The organism is Curtobacterium sp. MMLR14_010, assembly GCF_001865015.1.
In the GTDB taxonomy this organism is placed as follows: domain Bacteria; phylum Actinomycetota; class Actinomycetes; order Actinomycetales; family Microbacteriaceae; genus Curtobacterium.
In genome coordinates this window covers 1-16,310 of sequence record NZ_MJGV01000012.1, presented here as the reverse complement: position 1 = coordinate 16,310, position 16,310 = coordinate 1, and the positions used below count along the sequence as shown (strand labels likewise).

Here is a 16,310-nt window from a genome sequence, read left to right as displayed (position 1 = left end):
AGGAGTGACATGAAGCAGTCAATGAAGATCGGGATCGTCGCAGCACTCGTGGCGATGGTGGCGGTGCCGATGGTGCCCGCCGCAGCGTCGGCTGCTCCCGCGGCAGCGCAGGGCCACGGGCACGGGCACGGGTACGGCACGGGCCACGGGCACGGGCACGGACGTCCGGGGCATGGACGGCCGGGGCACGCCGCTCCGACAAAGTCGGGTCCGACGAGCATCGCCTACGTCGAGGTCAACAACGACGAGCTCGCCAACGTCGGCCGGTACACGCTGGCCAACGGCGCGAACGCGTTCGACGTGGCGATCATCTTCGCCGCGAACATCAACTACGAGGACGGCAAGGCCGTGCTCGTGAAGAACGAGAACGTGCAGCGCACGCTCGACCAGGCAGCGACGCAGATCCGGCCGCTGCAGGCCAAGGGCATCAAGGTGTCGCTGTCGGTGCTCGGGAACCACCAGGGTGCCGGGCTCGCCAACTTCACCTCGAAGGCCGCGGCGCGGGACTTCGCGGCGCAGGTCGCGGCGACGGTGAAGCAGTACGGGCTCGACGGCGTCGACCTCGACGACGAGTACTCGGACTACGGCGTGAACGGCACCCCGCAGCCGAACCAGCAGTCGATCGGCTGGCTCATCTCGGCGCTGCGGGCGGACATGCCCGGCAAGCTCATCTCGTTCTACGACATCGGCCCGTCGTCCGACGCCCTGAAGACCGCGAACCCGTCGATCGGCAAGAAGCTCGACTACGCCTGGAACCCGTACTACGGCACCTACACGGCGCCGACGATCCCGGGCCTGCCGAAGTCGAAGATCTCCGCGGCGGCGGTCGACATCCAGAACACCCCGCAGGCGACGGCCGTGACGCTGGCGCAGCGCACGAAGGCCGACGGCTACGGCGTGTTCATGACGTACAACCTGCCGGGTGGGGACGAGAGCGCGTACGTGTCTTCGTTCACGAACGTGCTGTACGGCCAGGCGGCGGTCTACCAGTAGGACCTCCTCCCGCGCGGTGACGGATCCGGTTCGCTCCCCTCGGGGATCGCGGACCGGATCCGTCATGCTGTCGGCTGCAATACGGTGTCGGGATGGACACGGACCTCCGGCAGGACGACGGCACGACGGACGCCGTCACGTGGGCACGCGAGGTGCTCGCCGAGCAGGGGACCGCGGTGCTCGGCGTCGACGAGGTGCACCGCCGGGCGTGGAGCACGGTCTGGCGGGTGCGTACGGACGCAGCCGCCGACGCCGTCGCTGGTGGTGCTGCATCGGGTGACCTGTTCCTCAAGACCGCGCCCGCCGGGGTCTCGCCGGAGCCGGCGCTCCTCGAGGTCCTGGCCCTGCACGGGGTCCCGCACGTGCAGCGTCCCGTCGCCGTCGAGGGTGCCCACGTGCTGCTGCCGGACGGCGGCCCGGTCGTCCGACAGGCACCGGACCGCGATGCCCGGTGGCTCGAGGTCATGCGGCACTACGCCGAGGTGCAGTGGGCGACCGAGCCCCCAGCTGCCGAGGACCTGGTCCGCGCCGGCGTGCCCGACCTCCGGCTGTCCGTGCTGCCCGACGCTGCCGCCGAGGTCGTGGCGCGCTGGGTGCCCGAGCGGCCGGAGTTCGTGCCGGTGCTGCGTGACCTGGCGGCCGAGCTCGACGAGCTGCTGCCGATGGCGACCCTCGACCACGGCGACCTGCACGACGGCAACGCCTTCGCCGCCGACGCCGTGCCGTTCGACTGGGGCGATGCCTGCGTGTCGCACCCGTTCCTCAGCCTGCTCGTCGCCGGGCAGCAGGAGGTGCCGGGCGCGACGGCGGCCTACCTCGACACGTTCTTCGACGAGCCCGGCGCTGCCGACGACCCGGACGTGCAGCACATCGTCGGCCTCGCGACCCGGCTGGCCGTCGTGCCGCGGGCGCTGAGCTGGCAGCGGGCGATCGACGCCGCCGGCGCCGCGATGCCGCCCGAGCACCAGGCGGCCCCGCGCGACTGGCTCCTCACCCTCGGAACCTGACGCCACCCGCGCGCCCGCGCGCCCACGCGCCCGCCCGCCCCCACGCGCCCGCGCGCCCGCCCGCCCGCGCATCGAGGGAGCAGCAATGGTCGGGTCCACCTGACGGACCCGACGATTCCTGCTCCCTCGATGCGAGCCTCCCGGCCAGCGAGCGGCCAGCGAGCGGCTAGCGGCCTGTGACCGCGCGCCGGATCTGCTCGATCGGGACCTTCGGGGTGCGGTCGGCGTTGAGCAGGCCGTTCGTCTCCTGCATGGTGTCCGTGAGCTGCGTCCAGCAGGACCCGGCCAGGAACGAGCTCGCACGCACGGCGTCGTACAGCGCGGTGATCCGGGCGACCCAGTCGTCGCCGTCGGTGGCGGAGGTGTAGCCCCACCCGTCCTCCCGCTTCGACCCGGGCTGGTAGTCCACCCCGCCGAACTCGGTCAGCATCACGGGCTGGCCGGCGTCGGACGCCCCGCCGACGAACTGGAAGTGCCCGGACGGCGCGATGCCCGACACCGCAGCGGTGCGTGCGGCGTCGTCGGCGTAGGTGGCCGCGAGTCGGGTGCCGTCGCCCTCGTAGTCGTGGATCGTGACGATGTCGGTGTGCTGCTGCTCCCACCCGTCGTTCGTGATGACGGGGCGGGACGGGTCGAGCGCCCGGGTCAGGTCGGTGAGGGCCCTGGCGTAGGCCTGCTGCGCCGGGTCGTCGACGACGTGCTGGATGCCCCACGACTCGTTGAAGGGCACCCACGTGGCGATCGACGGGTGCGAGGCGTCCCGCTCGACGACCGCGATCCACTCGGCCGTCAGGCGCTGCACGGCGACGGGGGAGAACTCGTAGGCGCCGGGGGCCTCGGCCCAGACGAGCAGCCCGAGCCGGTCCGCCCAGTACAGGAAGCGCGGGTCCTCCATCTTCTGGTGCACCCGGGCGGCGGTGAAGCCGAGCTCCTTGATGAGCTCGACCTCGCGACGGTGGGCGAGCGGCTCCGGGGCCGCCAGGTGCGACTCGGGCCAGAACGCCTGGTCGAGCACGCTGCGGACGTCGTACGGGTGGTGGTTCAGCAGGAAGCGCCCGCCGCCGACCCCGACGGTGCGGACGCCGAGGTAGCTCGTGACGGTGTCGAGCACGCGGCCCTCGGCGTCGACGAGCTCCAGGGTGGCGTCGACGAGCCGGGGCCGCTCAGGGGACCACGTCAGCTCGTCCTCCGCCTGGCCGTTGCGCTGCCGCCCGATCGGAACCGTCACGTCGAGCGTCGGGTGGTGCGAGGCCGCGTCGAACTCGGTCGTGCCGAGGTCCTCGTCGCGCTCGTCGAACCGCAGCGCGACCCGGAGCCGGGACCCGATGGGCGGACGCCCGCGGAACCGGACGCTCAGGTCCACCGCGGTCGGTCCGGCCGGGGTCCAGCGGAGCGTTGCGACGGACGCGGTGGGCACGGCCTCGAGCCAGACGGTCTGCCAGATGCCGGTAGTCCGGCGGTACCAGATCGCATGGGCGTCCTGGTGCCAGTCCTGCTTGCCGCGGGGCTGGGTGAGGTCGTGCGGGTCGTCCTCGGCACGGACGACGAGCCGGTGCTCGGTGACCAGTGCGCCCGGCCCCGCGCCGGCACCGCTGCCGAGCAGGACGTCCGTGACGTCGAACGTGAAGGGCGTGTGCCCGCCCTCGTGCTCGCCGACCAGGTGGCCGTCGACCCACACGCGGGCCCGGTGGTCGACGGCCCCGAAGTGCAGCAGCAGCCGCGGACGATCGGCCCCGTGGCCGGCGGCGACGAGGTCCTCGGGCCGGATCGTCCTGGCGTACCAGACCACGGGGTGGAACCCGGTGTCGCCGATGCCCGACGCGGGGGACTCCGGCGGGAACGGCACGACGATGTCCCGCGCGTCGGGGAAGCCCTGCGCCCAGCCGGCGTCCGTACCCGTGTCCTCGTCGTCGTGGCGGAAGTCCCACGTCCCCGTCAGGTCGGCCCAGGCGCCGCGCAGCAGCTGCGGCCGCGGGTGGGTGCCGTCCTGACGGCTGGCGAGCGGGGGAGCGGCGGGAGCGGCAGGTGCGGCGACGGCGACGTCGTCGATGACGGAACTCATGCCCGTAATTTACAGCGCTGTAAATCCCGCGTCAACGGTACGGTGACCCGATGGGCAAGGTCACGCTGCAGGACGTCGCCGACCACGCGGGCGTGTCGATGAAGACCGTGTCCAACGTGGTGCGGGGCTACCAGCACGTCAGCCCGTCGATGCGGGACCGGGTGCAGGCCGCGGTCGACGAGCTCGGGTACCGCCCGAACGTGTCCGGACGCAGCCTCGCGACCGGACGCTCGAACATGCTCGCGTTCGCCTTCCCCGACCTCCGTCGGCCCTACTTCGCCGAGCTCGCGCACGTCTTCTCCCGCGTCGCGGTGCAGCACGGCTACCAGCTGCTGCTCGAGGAGACCGGCGGCGCAGCGGACGGCGAGCGCTCGGCCGTCCGCGGGCGCGAGGCCGGCGTGGTCGACGGCGTCGTCATCCACCCGCAGATCATGACGCCGGCGGAGATCGACGCGATCCGCGGAGACACCGCCGTCGTGTTCCTCGGCGAGGACGTCCCGCCCGAACACGCGGACCAGGTCGCGATCGACAACGTCCGCGCCGCCGCTGAGGCCGTCGACCACCTCGTGGCCCTCGGCCGCCGGCGGATCGGGTTCCTCGGGCACGAGGTCGGTCCGGCATCGCGCACCTCGGCGTTCCGGCTCGAGGGGTACCACGTCGGCCTCGAACGTGCCGGCCTGCCCGTCGACGACGGCCTGCTCGTCGCCCGCGAACTCGGCGACGCCCGCGGTGCCGAGGAGTCCTTCGGCCGGGCGCTCGACGACGGGCTGGTCATCGACGGCCTGGTCTGCCGCGACGACCTCGCCGCCGTCGGTGCCCTCCGCGCCATGCGCCTGCGCGGCCTCGAGGCCCCGCAGGACGTCGCCGTCGTCGGCTGGGACGCCATCGGGCTCGCCGCCAGCCTGGTCCCGAGCCTGACCTCGGTCGCGCCCGACACCGTCGCGCTGGCCGAGACGGCCCTGACGCTGCTGTTCGAGCGCATGGACGGCCACGACGGCCCCGGCCGGACCGTGTCGGTCGGGCACCGGCTGCTCGTCGGCGAGAGCGCGCCGTACCCGGACGGCTCCGTGGACTGACGGCCCGCCTGCCCGGCTCACCACGCCGTGTGGTCGGGAACCGACCGGACAGGAGGCCCGACACCGGCCCGCACCGCCGCTCCCGGTCCGCAGCACCTGCGGTCCGCAGCATCCGTGGCGGGCCCGACCCGAGCCTCCCGTCCGTCGGTCAGACCGCGGGGTGGACGCTCCCCAGCAGCTCGACGAGGGCGGCGCGGAGCGCCTCCGGCAGCCCGACCGTCTCGAGCTCCGCGATCCGGTCCGCGCGCGGGGTGTCGCGGGCCAGCAGGGTCCACGCCTCGAGCTTCTCCGGGTTGCCGACCTGCGCGCGTTCCAGCACCTGGCGGACCGCGTCGCGGGCGTCGAGCCCGACCGTGGGCGGGCCGGCGAGCGTGACGGTCGCACCCGTGTCGGTGTCGGCCGTGACGTCGACGGAGAACCGGTCGTGCGCCTGGGCGTCCACGTGCTGTCCGGGTGCCGGTACCGCCAGGAAGGTCACGCGCCAGTGCCGCTCCGTCGGGACGGCCGTACGGTCGCCCTCGGCGGGGTCGATGTGGAACATCGCCGTCTCGGCGTCCCACGACAGCCGGGTGGTGCACGTCGAGGCGGGGTCGCTCTCGCGGTCCTCGACCAGGGTGAACGAGCCGGAGACGCCGGGCGCGACGAGCACCTCGAAGGAGGTCGGGTTGACGGTGGCGTCGACCTCGTCCTCGGCGGCGAGGGGCAGCACGCCACCGGCGCGGAGCAGCACGGGGACGCCGTCGAGCCCGCGGTGCAGGTCCACCCAGCGGTCGCCGGCGTACGTCGTACCGGTGAAGACGTCCGTCCAGCTGCCCGGCGGCAGCCAGGCGCGGGCGCGTCCGAGCAGGGTCGACGGCTCGCGTGGCTCGACGATCGGCGCCACGACGAGCTCGCTGCCGAAGGCGTACACGTTCGGCGCGCGGTAGGCCTCGTCCCGGTGCGGCTCGAGGTGGTACAGCGGCCGGACGAGCGGGGTGCCGGCAGCAGCGCGGTGGTTCATCGTGTGCAGGTACGGCACCAGGCGGTGGCGGAAGCGCAGGGCGTCGCCCATCGCCGCGCGGGCCTCGGCCGGGAAGGCCCACGGCTCCTTGCGGATGAACGGGTTGTTCGCCGAGTGCAGGCGCATGATCGGCGAGAACACGCCGAACTGCACCCAGCGGGTCGCGAGCTCGTCGTCGCGGACGCCGCGGGTGTGCCCACCGACGTCGTGGCTCCACCAGCCGTAGCCGATGTTCGCGGCCGTGGCGGTGAACTCGGGCTGGAACGCCAGCGACGCCCACGACACGACGGCGTCGCCGGAGAACCCGACGGCGTAGCGGTGGCTGCCCGGGCCGGCGTAGCGCGAGAACGTCATGCCGGCGCCGCCGTCGCGCGCGGAGTCGAGGTGGTGGAAGTGGTTGAGCAGCCACAGCGGGTCGACGCCGGGCAGGCTCGTCGTGCGGCCCTGCTGCCAGTCGATCCACCAGAAGTCGACGCCCTGCTCCTCGAGCGGACGGTGCAGCACCGCGAAGTACGCGCGGAGGAACGTCGGGTCGGTCGGGTCGAACGGGATCGGGGTCTCCGTCGCCGGGTCGATGCCCATCGCCTCGGCCATCGCGGGGTAGGCGTCCTCGAACGCCCGGACGCCGTCGGCGGGGTGCAGGTTCAGCGTCGTGCGCATCCCGCGGCGGTGCAGCTCCCCGAGGAACGCTTCCGGGTCCGGGATCAGATCGGGCTCCCACGAGTACCCGGTCCAGCCGTTGCCGAAGCGCTCCGGCACGGAGTCCACCCGGTGCCAGTCCATGTCGATCACGGCGACCGAGAACGGCAGCGACTCCTCGGCGAACCGGTCCATCAGCGCCAGGTACTCGGTGTCCGAGTACGGGTGGTAGCGGCTCCACCAGTTGCCGAGTGCCCAGCGGGGGAGCAGCGACGGCGCCCCGGACACGGCGTAGTAGGCCTGGATGGCAGCGGCGTAGTCCCGCCCGTGGGCGAAGACCGTGACGTCACGGCGGCCGGGCACGCGCGTGCCGATCCAGCCGTCGTCCTCGAACAGGAACGACTCGGAGTCGTCGAGCACGGTGATGCCGTCGCGCGCCAGGAGCCCCTGCTCGAAGGGCATCCGACCGTCCACGTCGTCGAGCGTCCTGCCCGTGCCGCCGAGGTCCCGCGCGGGCTGTCCCCAGCGCCAGCGGTTCGCGTCGGGTCCGAACGTCTCGACGACGAAGCCGCCGGGGGAGAACTCCTGGCCGTCGTAGCGGAGCCGGGCTCGTGCCGTGGTGACCTCGACGCCGCTGCCGACGCGGACGACGGTGTGCTCGGGGACGGGCAGGTCGCGGCGGAGGGCGAAGGTGGAGGCGCGGTCCTCGAAGCCGCCGTCCTCGCTCCACTCGACGCGGAACAGGCCGTCGCCGAGGACGGTGACGCGCCAGTGGTCGCCGGTGGTCACCGCCGCCGGGTCCGCGTGCGGGGCGGAGCCGGGGAAGGGGCGGATGACGTCGGCGGTCGCCGTCGTCTGGTCGGTCGCGTCGGTCTGGTCGGTCGCGTCGGTCTGGCTGGCCGTCCCGGTCTGCATGGTCTGGTCGGTCATCAGTTCTTCACCGCTCCCTGGGTCACACCGCTGATCACCCAGCGCTGGGCGAACAGGTAGACGATGATCGTCGGCGCCATCGCCATCAGGTACGAGGCGAAGGCGACGTTGTAGTTCGTGCCGAACTTGCTCTGGAAGATGTTCTGCACCACCGGCAGCGTCTGCAGCGTCGGGTCCGCGGTGATGAGCGACGGCAGCATGAAGTCGTTCCAGGACGCCAGGAACGCGAAGATCCCGACCGTGGCGTTCATCGGCGCGAGCAGCGGCAAGATGATCTGCCAGAAGATCTGCCACGTGCTCGCCCCGTCGATGCGGGCGCTCTCCTCGAGTTCGACCGGGATCGACCGTAGGTACGCCGAGTACAGCAGCACCGAGAACGACAGCTGGAACATGGCGTGCAGGATGCCCACGCCGACCGGGTTGTCGAGCCCGATCTCGGCCGTCAGCTTGATCTGCGGGAGCGCGATCACCGGGAACGGCAGGAACATCGCGGCGAGCAGGTAGACGAACGACCAACGGAAGAAGCGTCGGTGCCAGTTCCGGACGATCGCGTACGACGCGAACGAGCTGAGCAGCAGCGTGGCCACGACGGTCAGCGCGGCGACGCCGAGCGAGACCGAGAACGACACCGGGAAGCGGGTGAGCTGCCACGCCTCGGCGAAGCTCGCCGGGTTGAACGGGTTCGGCAGGGACAGCGCGTTGCCGTCGACGGACTGGGCGCTCGTCTTGAACGCCATGGCGACGGTCACGAAGAGCGGCACGAGCACCGTCAAGGAGGCCACGGCCAGGATCGTGGTCAGGACCCAGTTGGTCCCGCCCAGGCGTCCACGGCGTCGGCGCGGAGGGCGGTCGGGTCCGGAGGTCGGCGGGCGGTGGGCAGGGGTGCGGGTGTCGAGGGCGGTCATGCGAGTCGCAGGTTCCTTCCGCGGGTCGCCGCGAGCTGCAGCACGGAGATGAGGACGGTGATGATGAAGAAGACGGTCGCGTTGGCCATCTGGTACGCGTAGTCGCCCCCGGTGAAGCCGGTGAAGATCGTCATCGCGACGCTGCTGGTCGCCGTGCCGGGGCCGCCGCCGGTCAGGCCGACGATGACGTCGTACGCGCCGAGGTAGCCCTTCACGCCGAGCACCGTGTTGATCACGATGAACCCGCTGATGAGCGGCAGGGTGATCGAGCGCAGCTGCTTCCACGCGCCGGCGCCGTCGAGCGCGCTGGCCTCGTACAGGTCGGTCGGGATCGAGGTGAGGCCGGCCGTGTAGACCAGGAGCGCCCCGGGCACGGTCTGCCAGGCGGAGACGATCACGATCGAGACCCACGCCAGGTTCGGGTCACCGAGGATGCTCTGCTCGAGCGGCGCGAACCCGACCGAGGTCGCCAGGGCCGGCAGCGTGTTCGAGAACAGGTAGTTGAAGACGTAGGCGACGATGATGCCGGACACGACCATCGGGATGACGAACACCGAGCGGAGCCCGGCGGCGAACTTCACCCGCTTCGTCAGCGCGATCGCCAGCGACAGCGCGATGGCCTGCGTGACGATCACCGTCACGACGGCGAACCCGAGCGTGAACCCGTACGAGCCGAGGATCGACGGGTCGGACACCAGGGCGCGGTAGTTCTCCAGGCCCAGGAACTTCCACTGCCCGAAGCCGAGGTAGTCCGTGAAGCTGTAGAAGATGCCGACGCACGCCGGTGCCACGACGAAGGCCGTGAAGAGCACGAGCGTGGGGATGATGAACGCGTAGTACATGCGCTCGGTGCGGCGCATGGACCCGACGCGGTGGTGCACGCGCGTGGCGGCGGTGGCCGGGCCGGGCGCGGGCTGGTCCGTGTCGGGGGACAGCGGGGTCTGCATGGTCATGAGGGCTCCTGGGGGTCTCGGTCGCTGCCGGGTCAGACGGTGGCGGACCGGCCGGCGAGGCGTCGCCAGTCCGCGTCGAGCCGCTGCAGCATCGAGGTGAAGTCACCGCTCCGGATCGCCGACTGCAGGTAGTTGCCGAGGGGGATCGAGGTCGGGATGAAGGTGCCGGCGCCCTGGTAGAACGCGGCGTCGTCGACGTAGCTCTGGAGGCCGGCGAGTCGCTCGTCGGACTGCGGCGGGGCGTCCTTCGTCGTCGAGTAGGCCAGGTTGTCACGGTTGTAGGCGTCGAGCACCTCGGGCTGCATGAGGAACTCGACGAGCTCCTCGGCGCGCTCGACGTTGCCGCTCGCCGTGGGGATCCACAGGCCGAGGTCGATGTTCACGCGGGCCTTGCGGTCGGCGGGGTCGTTCGTCACGGGGAGGGCGAACGTCCCGACCTCGAGCTTGTCGTCGATCAACGCGATCTGCCCGAGCGCCCATGGCCCCTGCAGGTACATCGCCGCCTTGCCCTGCCCGAACGCCAGGTTGCCGTCGGCGTAGGACCGGGTCGCGTGGTCGGGGTTGAAGAACGTGGAGATGCGCTTCGCCCGCTCCATCGGCACCGCGAGGGTCTTCTCGAACGACACCTCGGAGTCGGGGCCGACGTCGGCACCGATCGTCTTCATCTTCCGGAAGAACGCGCCGGGCTCGACGAGGCTGCCGACCGAGTAGTCGAAGAGCCCCTGCCAGAGCGTCCACGTGTCGCGGTCGGTGGCGTAGATCGGGGTGACGCCGTCCTTCTGCAGGGCGGTGCACACGTCGACGAACTCGTTCCACGTCGTCGGGACGGGCAGGTCGTGCTCGGCGAAGATCCGCTTGTTGTAGATCACGCCGGCGGCCGCGAGCGAGTACGGCAGCACGCTCGTCTGGCCCTGGTAGGTGGCGTACTGCTCGCCGAGCGTCCGGATGCTCGGGCGGATGCGGTCGGCCGACGGCAGGGAGCTGAGGTCCCGCAGCACGCCGCGCTCGACGTACCGGGCGAGTTCGAGGTTGTCGTTGAAGCAGCCGACGTCGGACGGCTGCCCGCGCACGAACTGCGGGGCGATCGCCGTCGTGCTGTCGTGCACGACGCGGACACCGGTGTTCTCGCGTTCGAACCGCCGCAGGAGCTTGTCGAAGTATGCGATGACCTCCTGCTTCTGCTCGTAGAAGCGGATCGTCGTCGCGCCGCCCGAGGCCGCGCCACCGGGAGCCGCGCACCCGGCGAGCGCCATCGTGCCGAGGGCCACGCCGCCCGCTGCGCCGGTGAGGAAGCCGCGGCGACTGAGTGCGCTTCCGGTGATGCCTGTCCTGCCGACCATTGCTGCTCCCTCTCGCGCGTCGTCGCGCGAGACCATCTTTACAGCGCTGTAAACCGCATGTCAACGTTGTAGCGCGAGGCCTGACCGGCAGCCGAGTGTCGCGGGCGCACCCGGTCGAGGGAGCAGGAATCGTCGGGTGCGGTCAGGCGACCCGACGATTCCTGCTCCCTCGGTGCGCGCTCTGGCGGGGGTGGTGAGCGGTCAGGACACACCGCTCAGGTCCGCCGACGGGTCAGGTCCCGTCGGTCGGGGCGTCGCGGAGCGACGACCTCTGACCACCCGGCGGCACGCATGCGGGGTGTCGTGACCACTCGCCTGGCCGGCACGGCCCGGACGGGAGGCGCGGTGCGGGCTGGCACCGAGCCTCCCGTCCGGCGGGTGGGTGCGCCGAGCGATCGAGGGAGCAGGAATCGTCGGGTGCGGTCAGGCGACCCGACGATTCCTGCTCCCTCGATGCGGGGCTGGCGGGGTCACTCGTTGGCGAAGCCGACGTTCAGGCCGCCGGTGACCAGCACGCTGAGGTTGTAGAGGATGCTGACCACGGCGCCGAGCACCGTCCCGACGACGACGTCGAGGATCCCGAGGACGCTCGCGAAGCCGACGACCTGGCCGAGCGACACCTCGTCCTTGATCGAGTACGCCTTCTGCTGGAGGACGTCCCGCAGCAGGCCGTCGACCTTGTCGAACACGCCGGTCGAGTCGAGCACCATCCACACCAGGCCCACGGCGACGACGAGCACGATCGCCCCGGCCAGGGCGACGAGGAACGACAGCTTCACGACGGACCAGAAGTCGACGTGCACCAGCCGGAGCCGGACCTGGCGGGTGCTGACGGGCTGCTTCGTCTTCTGCTGGAGCTTCTCGGCGACAGTGGTCATTGCTCGACTCGTCATCTCCGGCCTCGGTGGGCGCGGGTCGGGAACGGGCTTCCAGTCTGGGAACGGACCAGACCCCGTCGCATCGGTCGCACGGGGGACACGTTTCACCGCCGAGGATGACCCGAGGCACCCGTCCGCGGTGCGGCAGCTGTCACTGGGCTGCCGCACCGCGGGTGCGACAGCCGCTACCGGCTGCCGCACCGCGGGGCGTCAGGCGCGGAGCCAGGCCAGGATGTCGGCGTTGATCGTGTCGGCCTCGGTGGTCGGCATGCCGTGCGGGAAGCCGGGGTACGCCTTCAGGGTGCCGTTCTGCACGAGCTCCGCCGAGAGGGGGCCGGCGTCGGCGAACGGCACGATCTGGTCGTCCTCGCCGTGCATGACGAGGGTCGGCACGCTGATCTTCTTGAGGTCCTCGGTGAAGTCGGTCTGCGAGAACGCGACGATGCCGTCGTGGTGAGCCTTCGCGCCGCCCATCATCCCCTGACGCCACCAGTTCTCGATGATCGCTTCCGAGGGCTCCACGCCCGGGCGGTTGTAGCCGTAGAACGGACCGGAGGGGAGCGCCCGGTAGAAGTTCGACCGGTTCGCGGCGAGCTGGGCCTGCAGGTCGTCGAAGACGCTCTTGGGCAGGCCGCCGGGGTTGGCGTCCGTCTGCACCATGATCGGCGGCACGGCGCTGATCAGGACGGCTCGTGCGACCCGCTCCTCGCCGTACTGCGCGATGTAGTGGGCGACCTCGCCACCACCGGTCGAGTGACCGATGTGGATGGCGTCGTGGAGGTCGAGGTGTTCCGTCAGTGCCGCGAGGTCAGCGGCGTAGTGGTCCATGTCGTGCCCGTCCGACGTCTGGCTGGAGCGGCCGTGCCCGCGTCGGTCGTGCGCGATGACGCGGTACCCCTGGGCCAGGAAGAACAGCATCTGGGTGTCCCAGTCGTCGGCGGACAGCGGCCAGCCGTGGCTGAAGACGATGGGCTGACCCGAGCCCCAGTCCTTGAAGAAGATGTCGGTGCCGTCTGTCGTGGTGATCGTGCCCATGAGAGCTCCTTTGTGTACGACGCCGCCAGCACTGGCGGCTCCGGGTGGGAGGAGGCCTGGCGACGGTGGCTGCTCGCCGGGTCCGCTCTCAGTGTGGCGAAGGTCGGGGCCGTCGACGGGAAAGTTGACACATTGTTCACGAACGCGCACCCCGGTGCTATGTTGGCGCGCACAACAAAACCCGGACGACGACGTCGGAGGACGCGCGATGACGCACGGAACAGACCACCGCCACGGAACGACGACCCTCACGGTGGTGGACGGGAACGGCGCCCCGGTCCCCGGCGTCGACGTCATCGTCGAGCAGACCCGGCATGCCTTCTCCTTCGGCAACATCGGGTTCGACTTCATCGGACTCGCGAACGGTGAGCCCGGCGTCGGCGACGACCACCTCGCTGACCTCTACGCCGACGTGTTCAACGTGGCGACGCTGCCGTTCTACTGGGGGCGGTTCGAGCCGGAGCGCGGGCGCCCGGACACCGCCCGGCTGCTGACCACGGCGCAGTGGTTCCGCGACCGTGGCGTCGCCCTCAAGGGGCACCCGCTCGTCTGGCACACCGTGCAGCCCGACTGGCTGCTCGGGTTGCCGCTGGACGAGGTCGAGGAGCTCCAGCGCGCACGCATCCGCCGCGAGGTCAGCGAGTTCGCCGGGGTCATCGACACCTGGGACGCGATCAACGAGGTCGTGATCATGCCGATCTTCGACAACGGCGACAACGCGATCACCCCACTCGCCCGGGCCCGGGGCCGCATCCCGATGATCCGGATGGCGTTCGAGGAGGCCCGCGCAGCGAACCCGCACGCCACGCTCCTGCTCAACGACTTCGACCTGTCCAGCGCGTACGAGTGCCTGATCGAGGGCGTCCTCGAGGCCGGCGTGCAGCTCGACGCCATCGGGCTGCAGACCCACATGCACCAGGGCTACTGGGGCGAGGACACCATGCTCGCGATGGTCGACCGGTTCGCCCGCTACGGCCTGCCGCTGCACCTGACCGAGACGTCGCTCGTGTCGGGCGACCTCATGCCCGCGCACATCGTCGACCTCAACGACCACCAGGTCGACTCGTGGCCGTCGACGCCCGAGGGGGAGGCGCGCCAGGCCGACGACGTCGAGCGGCACTACCGGAGCCTGGTCGGACACCCGTCCGTCGAGGCGATCACCTACTGGGGGATCACCGACGCCGACGCCTGGCTCGGCGCCCCGATCGGGCTCGTCCGGGCTGACGGCACGCCGAAGCCCGCGTACGACGCGCTGCGCCGCCTGGTGAAGGAGGAGTGGTGGCTCGGCCCGACGGCGATGCGCACGGATGCCCGCGGTGAGGTGCAGGTGCGCGGCTTCCGCGGGGAGTACCGGGTCGACGTGCGAGGTGCGGCGACCGGCTTCACCATCGGCGATGCGGACACTGACGTGAGGGTGATCTGGAGGGGATGACCGGAATCGGTCATCGCCGCAGCGCCAGTGATCGTGATGTGGAGGGGATGACGGGAATCGAACCCGCGTAGCCAGTTTGGAAGACTGGGGCTCTACCATTGAGCTACATCCCCGCGCCTGCACACGTGGCGCAGCCCCACCACTGTAGCGGACGAACGGCACGTGAGCGGACGATCAGCACCGAAGCGGACGGCTGCCGGCAGCGTGGTCGTGCTCCCGCCGGACGAGGCCTCCCAGCGGACGATCCGACGCTCCCGGGTCCTCTCCTACGCCCTCGTCGTCCTCGCCGCGGTCGTGCTCTCGCTGCGCCCGGAGGTCCTCGGCGATCCGCAGGCCCAGCCGTGGCACGCGCTCCTGCATGTGTGGCGGATCGTGCTCGGCCTGGTGCTCGCGCTCGCCGCACTCGGCGTGCAGATCGTCGTCGGCGTGCAGTGGCGGAAGGGGCTCTCGGCTGTGGAGGACGACGAGCTTCCCACAGGCCGCGCGGCTCCCGGGGACGGCGCAGCACATCCCCGCTAGACTCATCGGCGTCGCATGCGCCCTACCGGTGTGCGCGAGCACCCTGGCCCAGTCAAACGGGGCGTAGCTCAGCTTGGTAGAGCGCCCGCTTTGGGAGCGGGAGGTCGCAGGTTCAACTCCTGTCGCCCCGACCAGGACACACCACCGACAACCATCAGGAGAATCCCCCTTGGCCAACAGCACCGTCGACAAGGTGAGCGAGACCCGCGTCAAGCTCACGGTGAACGTGACGCCGGAAGAGCTCAAGCCGAGCCTCGACCACGCCTACAAGCACATCGCCGAGCAGATCAACATCCCCGGCTTCCGCAAGGGCAAGGTCCCGCCGGCGATCGTCGACCAGCGTGTCGGCCGCGGCGAGGTCCTGAACCACGCCGTCGGCGACGCGATCGACACCTTCTACCGCCAGGCGGTCGAGGAGCAGGAGCTGCGCATCCTCGGCCGTGCCGAGGCCGACGTCGCCGAGCTGCCGAACGTCAACGACTTCACCGGTGACCTCGTCCTCACCTTCGAGGTGGACGTCCGTCCCGAGTTCGACCTCCCCGACTACTCCTCGTACGAGCTCACCGTCGACGCGGTCGAGGTCTCCGACGACGAGATCGACGAGGAGCTGCAGAACCTCCGCACGCGCTTCGGCACCCTCGTGACGGTCGACCGTCCGGCCACCACCGGTGACTTCGCCCAGATCGACCTCACCGCCACCATCGGCGACGACGAGGTCGACTCGGCCACGGGCGTCTCCTACGAGCTCGGCTCGGGCGACCTGCTCGAGGGCATCGACGAGGCCCTCGAGTCCCTCACCGCCGGCGAGTCCACCACCTTCGAGTCGAAGCTCGTCGGTGGCGACCGCGAGGGCGAGATCGCCCAGATCGCCGTGACGGTCACCGCCGTCAAGGAGCGCGAGCTCCCCGAGGCCGACGACGAGTTCGCCCAGATCGCCAGCCAGTTCGACACGATCGACGAGCTCAAGGGTGACCTGAAGGAGCAGATCGCGAAGTCGAAGACCTTCGGTCAGGGCTCCGCGGCGCGCGACCAGCTCGTCGAGAAGCTCCTCGAGGACGTCAACATCCCGATCTCGGAGAAGCTCATTGAGGACGAGGTCCACCGTCACCTCGAGCAGGAGAACCGCCTCGAGGACGACGAGCACCGCAAGGAAGTCGCCGAGTCCAGCGAGACCGCCTTCCGCTCGCAGATCCTGCTCGACTCCATCGCGGAGAAGGAGCAGATCCAGGTCTCGCAGGAAGAGCTCACCCAGTACCTCATCCAGGCCGCTGCGCAGTACGGCATGGAGCCCGGCGAGTTCATCAAGGTGATCGACCAGAACGGCCAGATCCCCGGCATGGTCGGCGAGGTCGCCCGCTCCAAGGCCGTCGCCACCGTCCTCGCGCAGGTCACGGTGAAGGACTCCAACGGCGAGCCGGTCGACCTGTCCGCGTTCACCGCGGGTGTCGCCGAGCCGACCACGGTCGACGCCGAGTAGTCAGCTGCTCGACGCGACCAGCGTCATCGACAGGAGGCGCGGTGCCAGCTGGCACCGCGCCTCC

At 70.9% G+C, this 16,310-nt stretch carries 13 protein-coding genes and 2 tRNA genes; 7 read left to right on the top strand and 8 right to left on the bottom strand.

Annotated features, from left to right (window positions below):
• Nucleotides 1-9 precede the first annotated feature (9 nt).
• Nucleotides 10-993, top strand: coding sequence for an endo-beta-N-acetylglucosaminidase H (locus BIU98_RS01915; RefSeq protein WP_071270633.1), 984 nt, complete (start codon nucleotides 10-12; stop codon nucleotides 991-993).
• 92 nt (nucleotides 994-1,085) lie between these two features.
• Complete coding sequence (locus tag BIU98_RS01910) at nucleotides 1,086-2,000, top strand: hypothetical protein (protein ID WP_071270630.1); 915 nt, start codon at nucleotides 1,086-1,088, stop codon at nucleotides 1,998-2,000.
• A gap of 166 nt (nucleotides 2,001-2,166) precedes the next feature.
• Here BIU98_RS01910 and BIU98_RS01905 read toward each other — a convergent pair whose 3' ends face one another.
• Entirely contained in the window at nucleotides 2,167-4,062 is a 1,896-nt protein-coding gene (locus BIU98_RS01905; RefSeq protein WP_083392883.1) for a glycoside hydrolase family 2 protein, read from the bottom strand.
• 50 nt (nucleotides 4,063-4,112) lie between these two features.
• Here BIU98_RS01905 and BIU98_RS01900 point away from each other — a divergent pair, with 50 nt between their 5' ends.
• On the top strand, nucleotides 4,113-5,138 hold the full coding sequence (locus tag BIU98_RS01900; RefSeq protein ID WP_083392882.1) for a LacI family DNA-binding transcriptional regulator: 1,026 nt from the start codon (nucleotides 4,113-4,115) through the stop codon (nucleotides 5,136-5,138).
• 148 nt (nucleotides 5,139-5,286) lie between these two features.
• Here the strand turns inward: BIU98_RS01900 and BIU98_RS01895 are convergent, their stop codons facing one another.
• The 6 genes from BIU98_RS01895 to BIU98_RS01870 form a co-directional block, all read right to left on the bottom strand.
• Complete coding sequence (locus BIU98_RS01895; protein WP_254787763.1) at nucleotides 5,287-7,707, bottom strand: TIM-barrel domain-containing protein; 2,421 nt, start codon at nucleotides 7,705-7,707, stop codon at nucleotides 5,287-5,289.
• Nucleotides 7,707-8,612: a carbohydrate ABC transporter permease gene (locus BIU98_RS01890; protein WP_071270627.1), complete on the bottom strand. Its 906-nt coding sequence runs from the start codon at nucleotides 8,610-8,612 to the stop codon at nucleotides 7,707-7,709. The genes BIU98_RS01895 and BIU98_RS01890 overlap by 1 nt, the downstream gene beginning before the upstream one ends.
• Complete coding sequence (locus BIU98_RS01885) at nucleotides 8,609-9,565, bottom strand: carbohydrate ABC transporter permease (RefSeq protein WP_083392881.1); 957 nt, start codon at nucleotides 9,563-9,565, stop codon at nucleotides 8,609-8,611. The genes BIU98_RS01890 and BIU98_RS01885 overlap by 4 nt, the downstream gene beginning before the upstream one ends.
• Before the next feature lie 32 nt (nucleotides 9,566-9,597).
• Nucleotides 9,598-10,905 (bottom strand): ABC transporter substrate-binding protein, encoded by a 1,308-nt coding sequence (locus BIU98_RS01880; RefSeq protein WP_071270624.1) that lies wholly within the window; start codon nucleotides 10,903-10,905, stop codon nucleotides 9,598-9,600.
• Nucleotides 10,906-11,375: 470 nt separating this feature from the next.
• A complete protein-coding gene (locus BIU98_RS01875; RefSeq protein WP_071270621.1) occupies nucleotides 11,376-11,783 on the bottom strand; it encodes a DUF3566 domain-containing protein in 408 nt (135 codons plus the stop codon).
• Between the two features lie 210 nt (nucleotides 11,784-11,993).
• Nucleotides 11,994-12,818 carry an alpha/beta fold hydrolase gene (locus tag BIU98_RS01870; protein WP_071270618.1) on the bottom strand — a complete coding sequence of 275 codons (825 nt, stop codon included), beginning with the start codon at nucleotides 12,816-12,818 and terminating at the stop codon, nucleotides 11,994-11,996.
• Between the two features lie 208 nt (nucleotides 12,819-13,026).
• On the opposite strand from BIU98_RS01870, the gene BIU98_RS01865 reads away from it, so the two are divergent.
• The gene (locus BIU98_RS01865; protein ID WP_071270615.1) at nucleotides 13,027-14,250 is read left to right on the top strand and encodes an endo-1,4-beta-xylanase; all 1,224 of its coding nucleotides are present in this window, start codon (nucleotides 13,027-13,029) and stop codon (nucleotides 14,248-14,250) included.
• Nucleotides 14,251-14,289: 39 nt separating this feature from the next.
• Here the strand turns inward: BIU98_RS01865 and BIU98_RS01860 are convergent.
• Nucleotides 14,290-14,363 (bottom strand) — tRNA-Gly (locus BIU98_RS01860).
• 49 nt (nucleotides 14,364-14,412) lie between these two features.
• On the opposite strand from BIU98_RS01860, the gene BIU98_RS01855 reads away from it, so the two are divergent.
• The 3 genes from BIU98_RS01855 to tig all read left to right on the top strand — a co-directional run bounded on the left by BIU98_RS01855 (nucleotide 14,413) and on the right by tig (nucleotide 16,246).
• A complete protein-coding gene (locus BIU98_RS01855) occupies nucleotides 14,413-14,769 on the top strand; it encodes a hypothetical protein (RefSeq protein WP_139200519.1) in 357 nt (118 codons plus the stop codon).
• A 57-nt stretch (nucleotides 14,770-14,826) separates the two neighbouring features.
• A tRNA-Pro gene (locus BIU98_RS01850) sits at nucleotides 14,827-14,903 on the top strand.
• Nucleotides 14,904-14,938: 35 nt separating this feature from the next.
• Nucleotides 14,939-16,246 carry a trigger factor gene (gene tig, locus BIU98_RS01845; RefSeq protein WP_071270609.1) on the top strand — a complete coding sequence of 436 codons (1,308 nt, stop codon included), beginning with the start codon at nucleotides 14,939-14,941 and terminating at the stop codon, nucleotides 16,244-16,246.
• The last annotated feature ends 64 nt before the right edge of the window (nucleotides 16,247-16,310 follow it).

What these genes read in the sequence shown, in the direction of transcription:
- BIU98_RS01915 (WP_071270633.1), top strand. Translation starts at nt 10, where the DNA reads ATGAAGCAGTCAATGAAGATCGGGATCGTCGCAGCACTCGTGGCGATG.
- BIU98_RS01910 (WP_071270630.1), top strand. Translation starts at nt 1,086, where the DNA reads ATGGACACGGACCTCCGGCAGGACGACGGCACGACGGACGCCGTCACG.
- BIU98_RS01905 (WP_083392883.1), bottom strand. Translation starts at nt 4,062, where the DNA reads ATGAGTTCCGTCATCGACGACGTCGCCGTCGCCGCACCTGCCGCTCCC.
- BIU98_RS01900 (WP_083392882.1), top strand. Translation starts at nt 4,113, where the DNA reads ATGGGCAAGGTCACGCTGCAGGACGTCGCCGACCACGCGGGCGTGTCG.
- BIU98_RS01895 (WP_254787763.1), bottom strand. Translation starts at nt 7,707, where the DNA reads ATGACCGACCAGACCATGCAGACCGGGACGGCCAGCCAGACCGACGCG.
- BIU98_RS01890 (WP_071270627.1), bottom strand. Translation starts at nt 8,612, where the DNA reads ATGACCGCCCTCGACACCCGCACCCCTGCCCACCGCCCGCCGACCTCC.
- BIU98_RS01885 (WP_083392881.1), bottom strand. Translation starts at nt 9,565, where the DNA reads ATGACCATGCAGACCCCGCTGTCCCCCGACACGGACCAGCCCGCGCCC.
- BIU98_RS01880 (WP_071270624.1), bottom strand. Translation starts at nt 10,905, where the DNA reads ATGGTCGGCAGGACAGGCATCACCGGAAGCGCACTCAGTCGCCGCGGC.
- BIU98_RS01875 (WP_071270621.1), bottom strand. Translation starts at nt 11,783, where the DNA reads ATGACCACTGTCGCCGAGAAGCTCCAGCAGAAGACGAAGCAGCCCGTC.
- BIU98_RS01870 (WP_071270618.1), bottom strand. Translation starts at nt 12,818, where the DNA reads ATGGGCACGATCACCACGACAGACGGCACCGACATCTTCTTCAAGGAC.
- BIU98_RS01865 (WP_071270615.1), top strand. Translation starts at nt 13,027, where the DNA reads ATGACGCACGGAACAGACCACCGCCACGGAACGACGACCCTCACGGTG.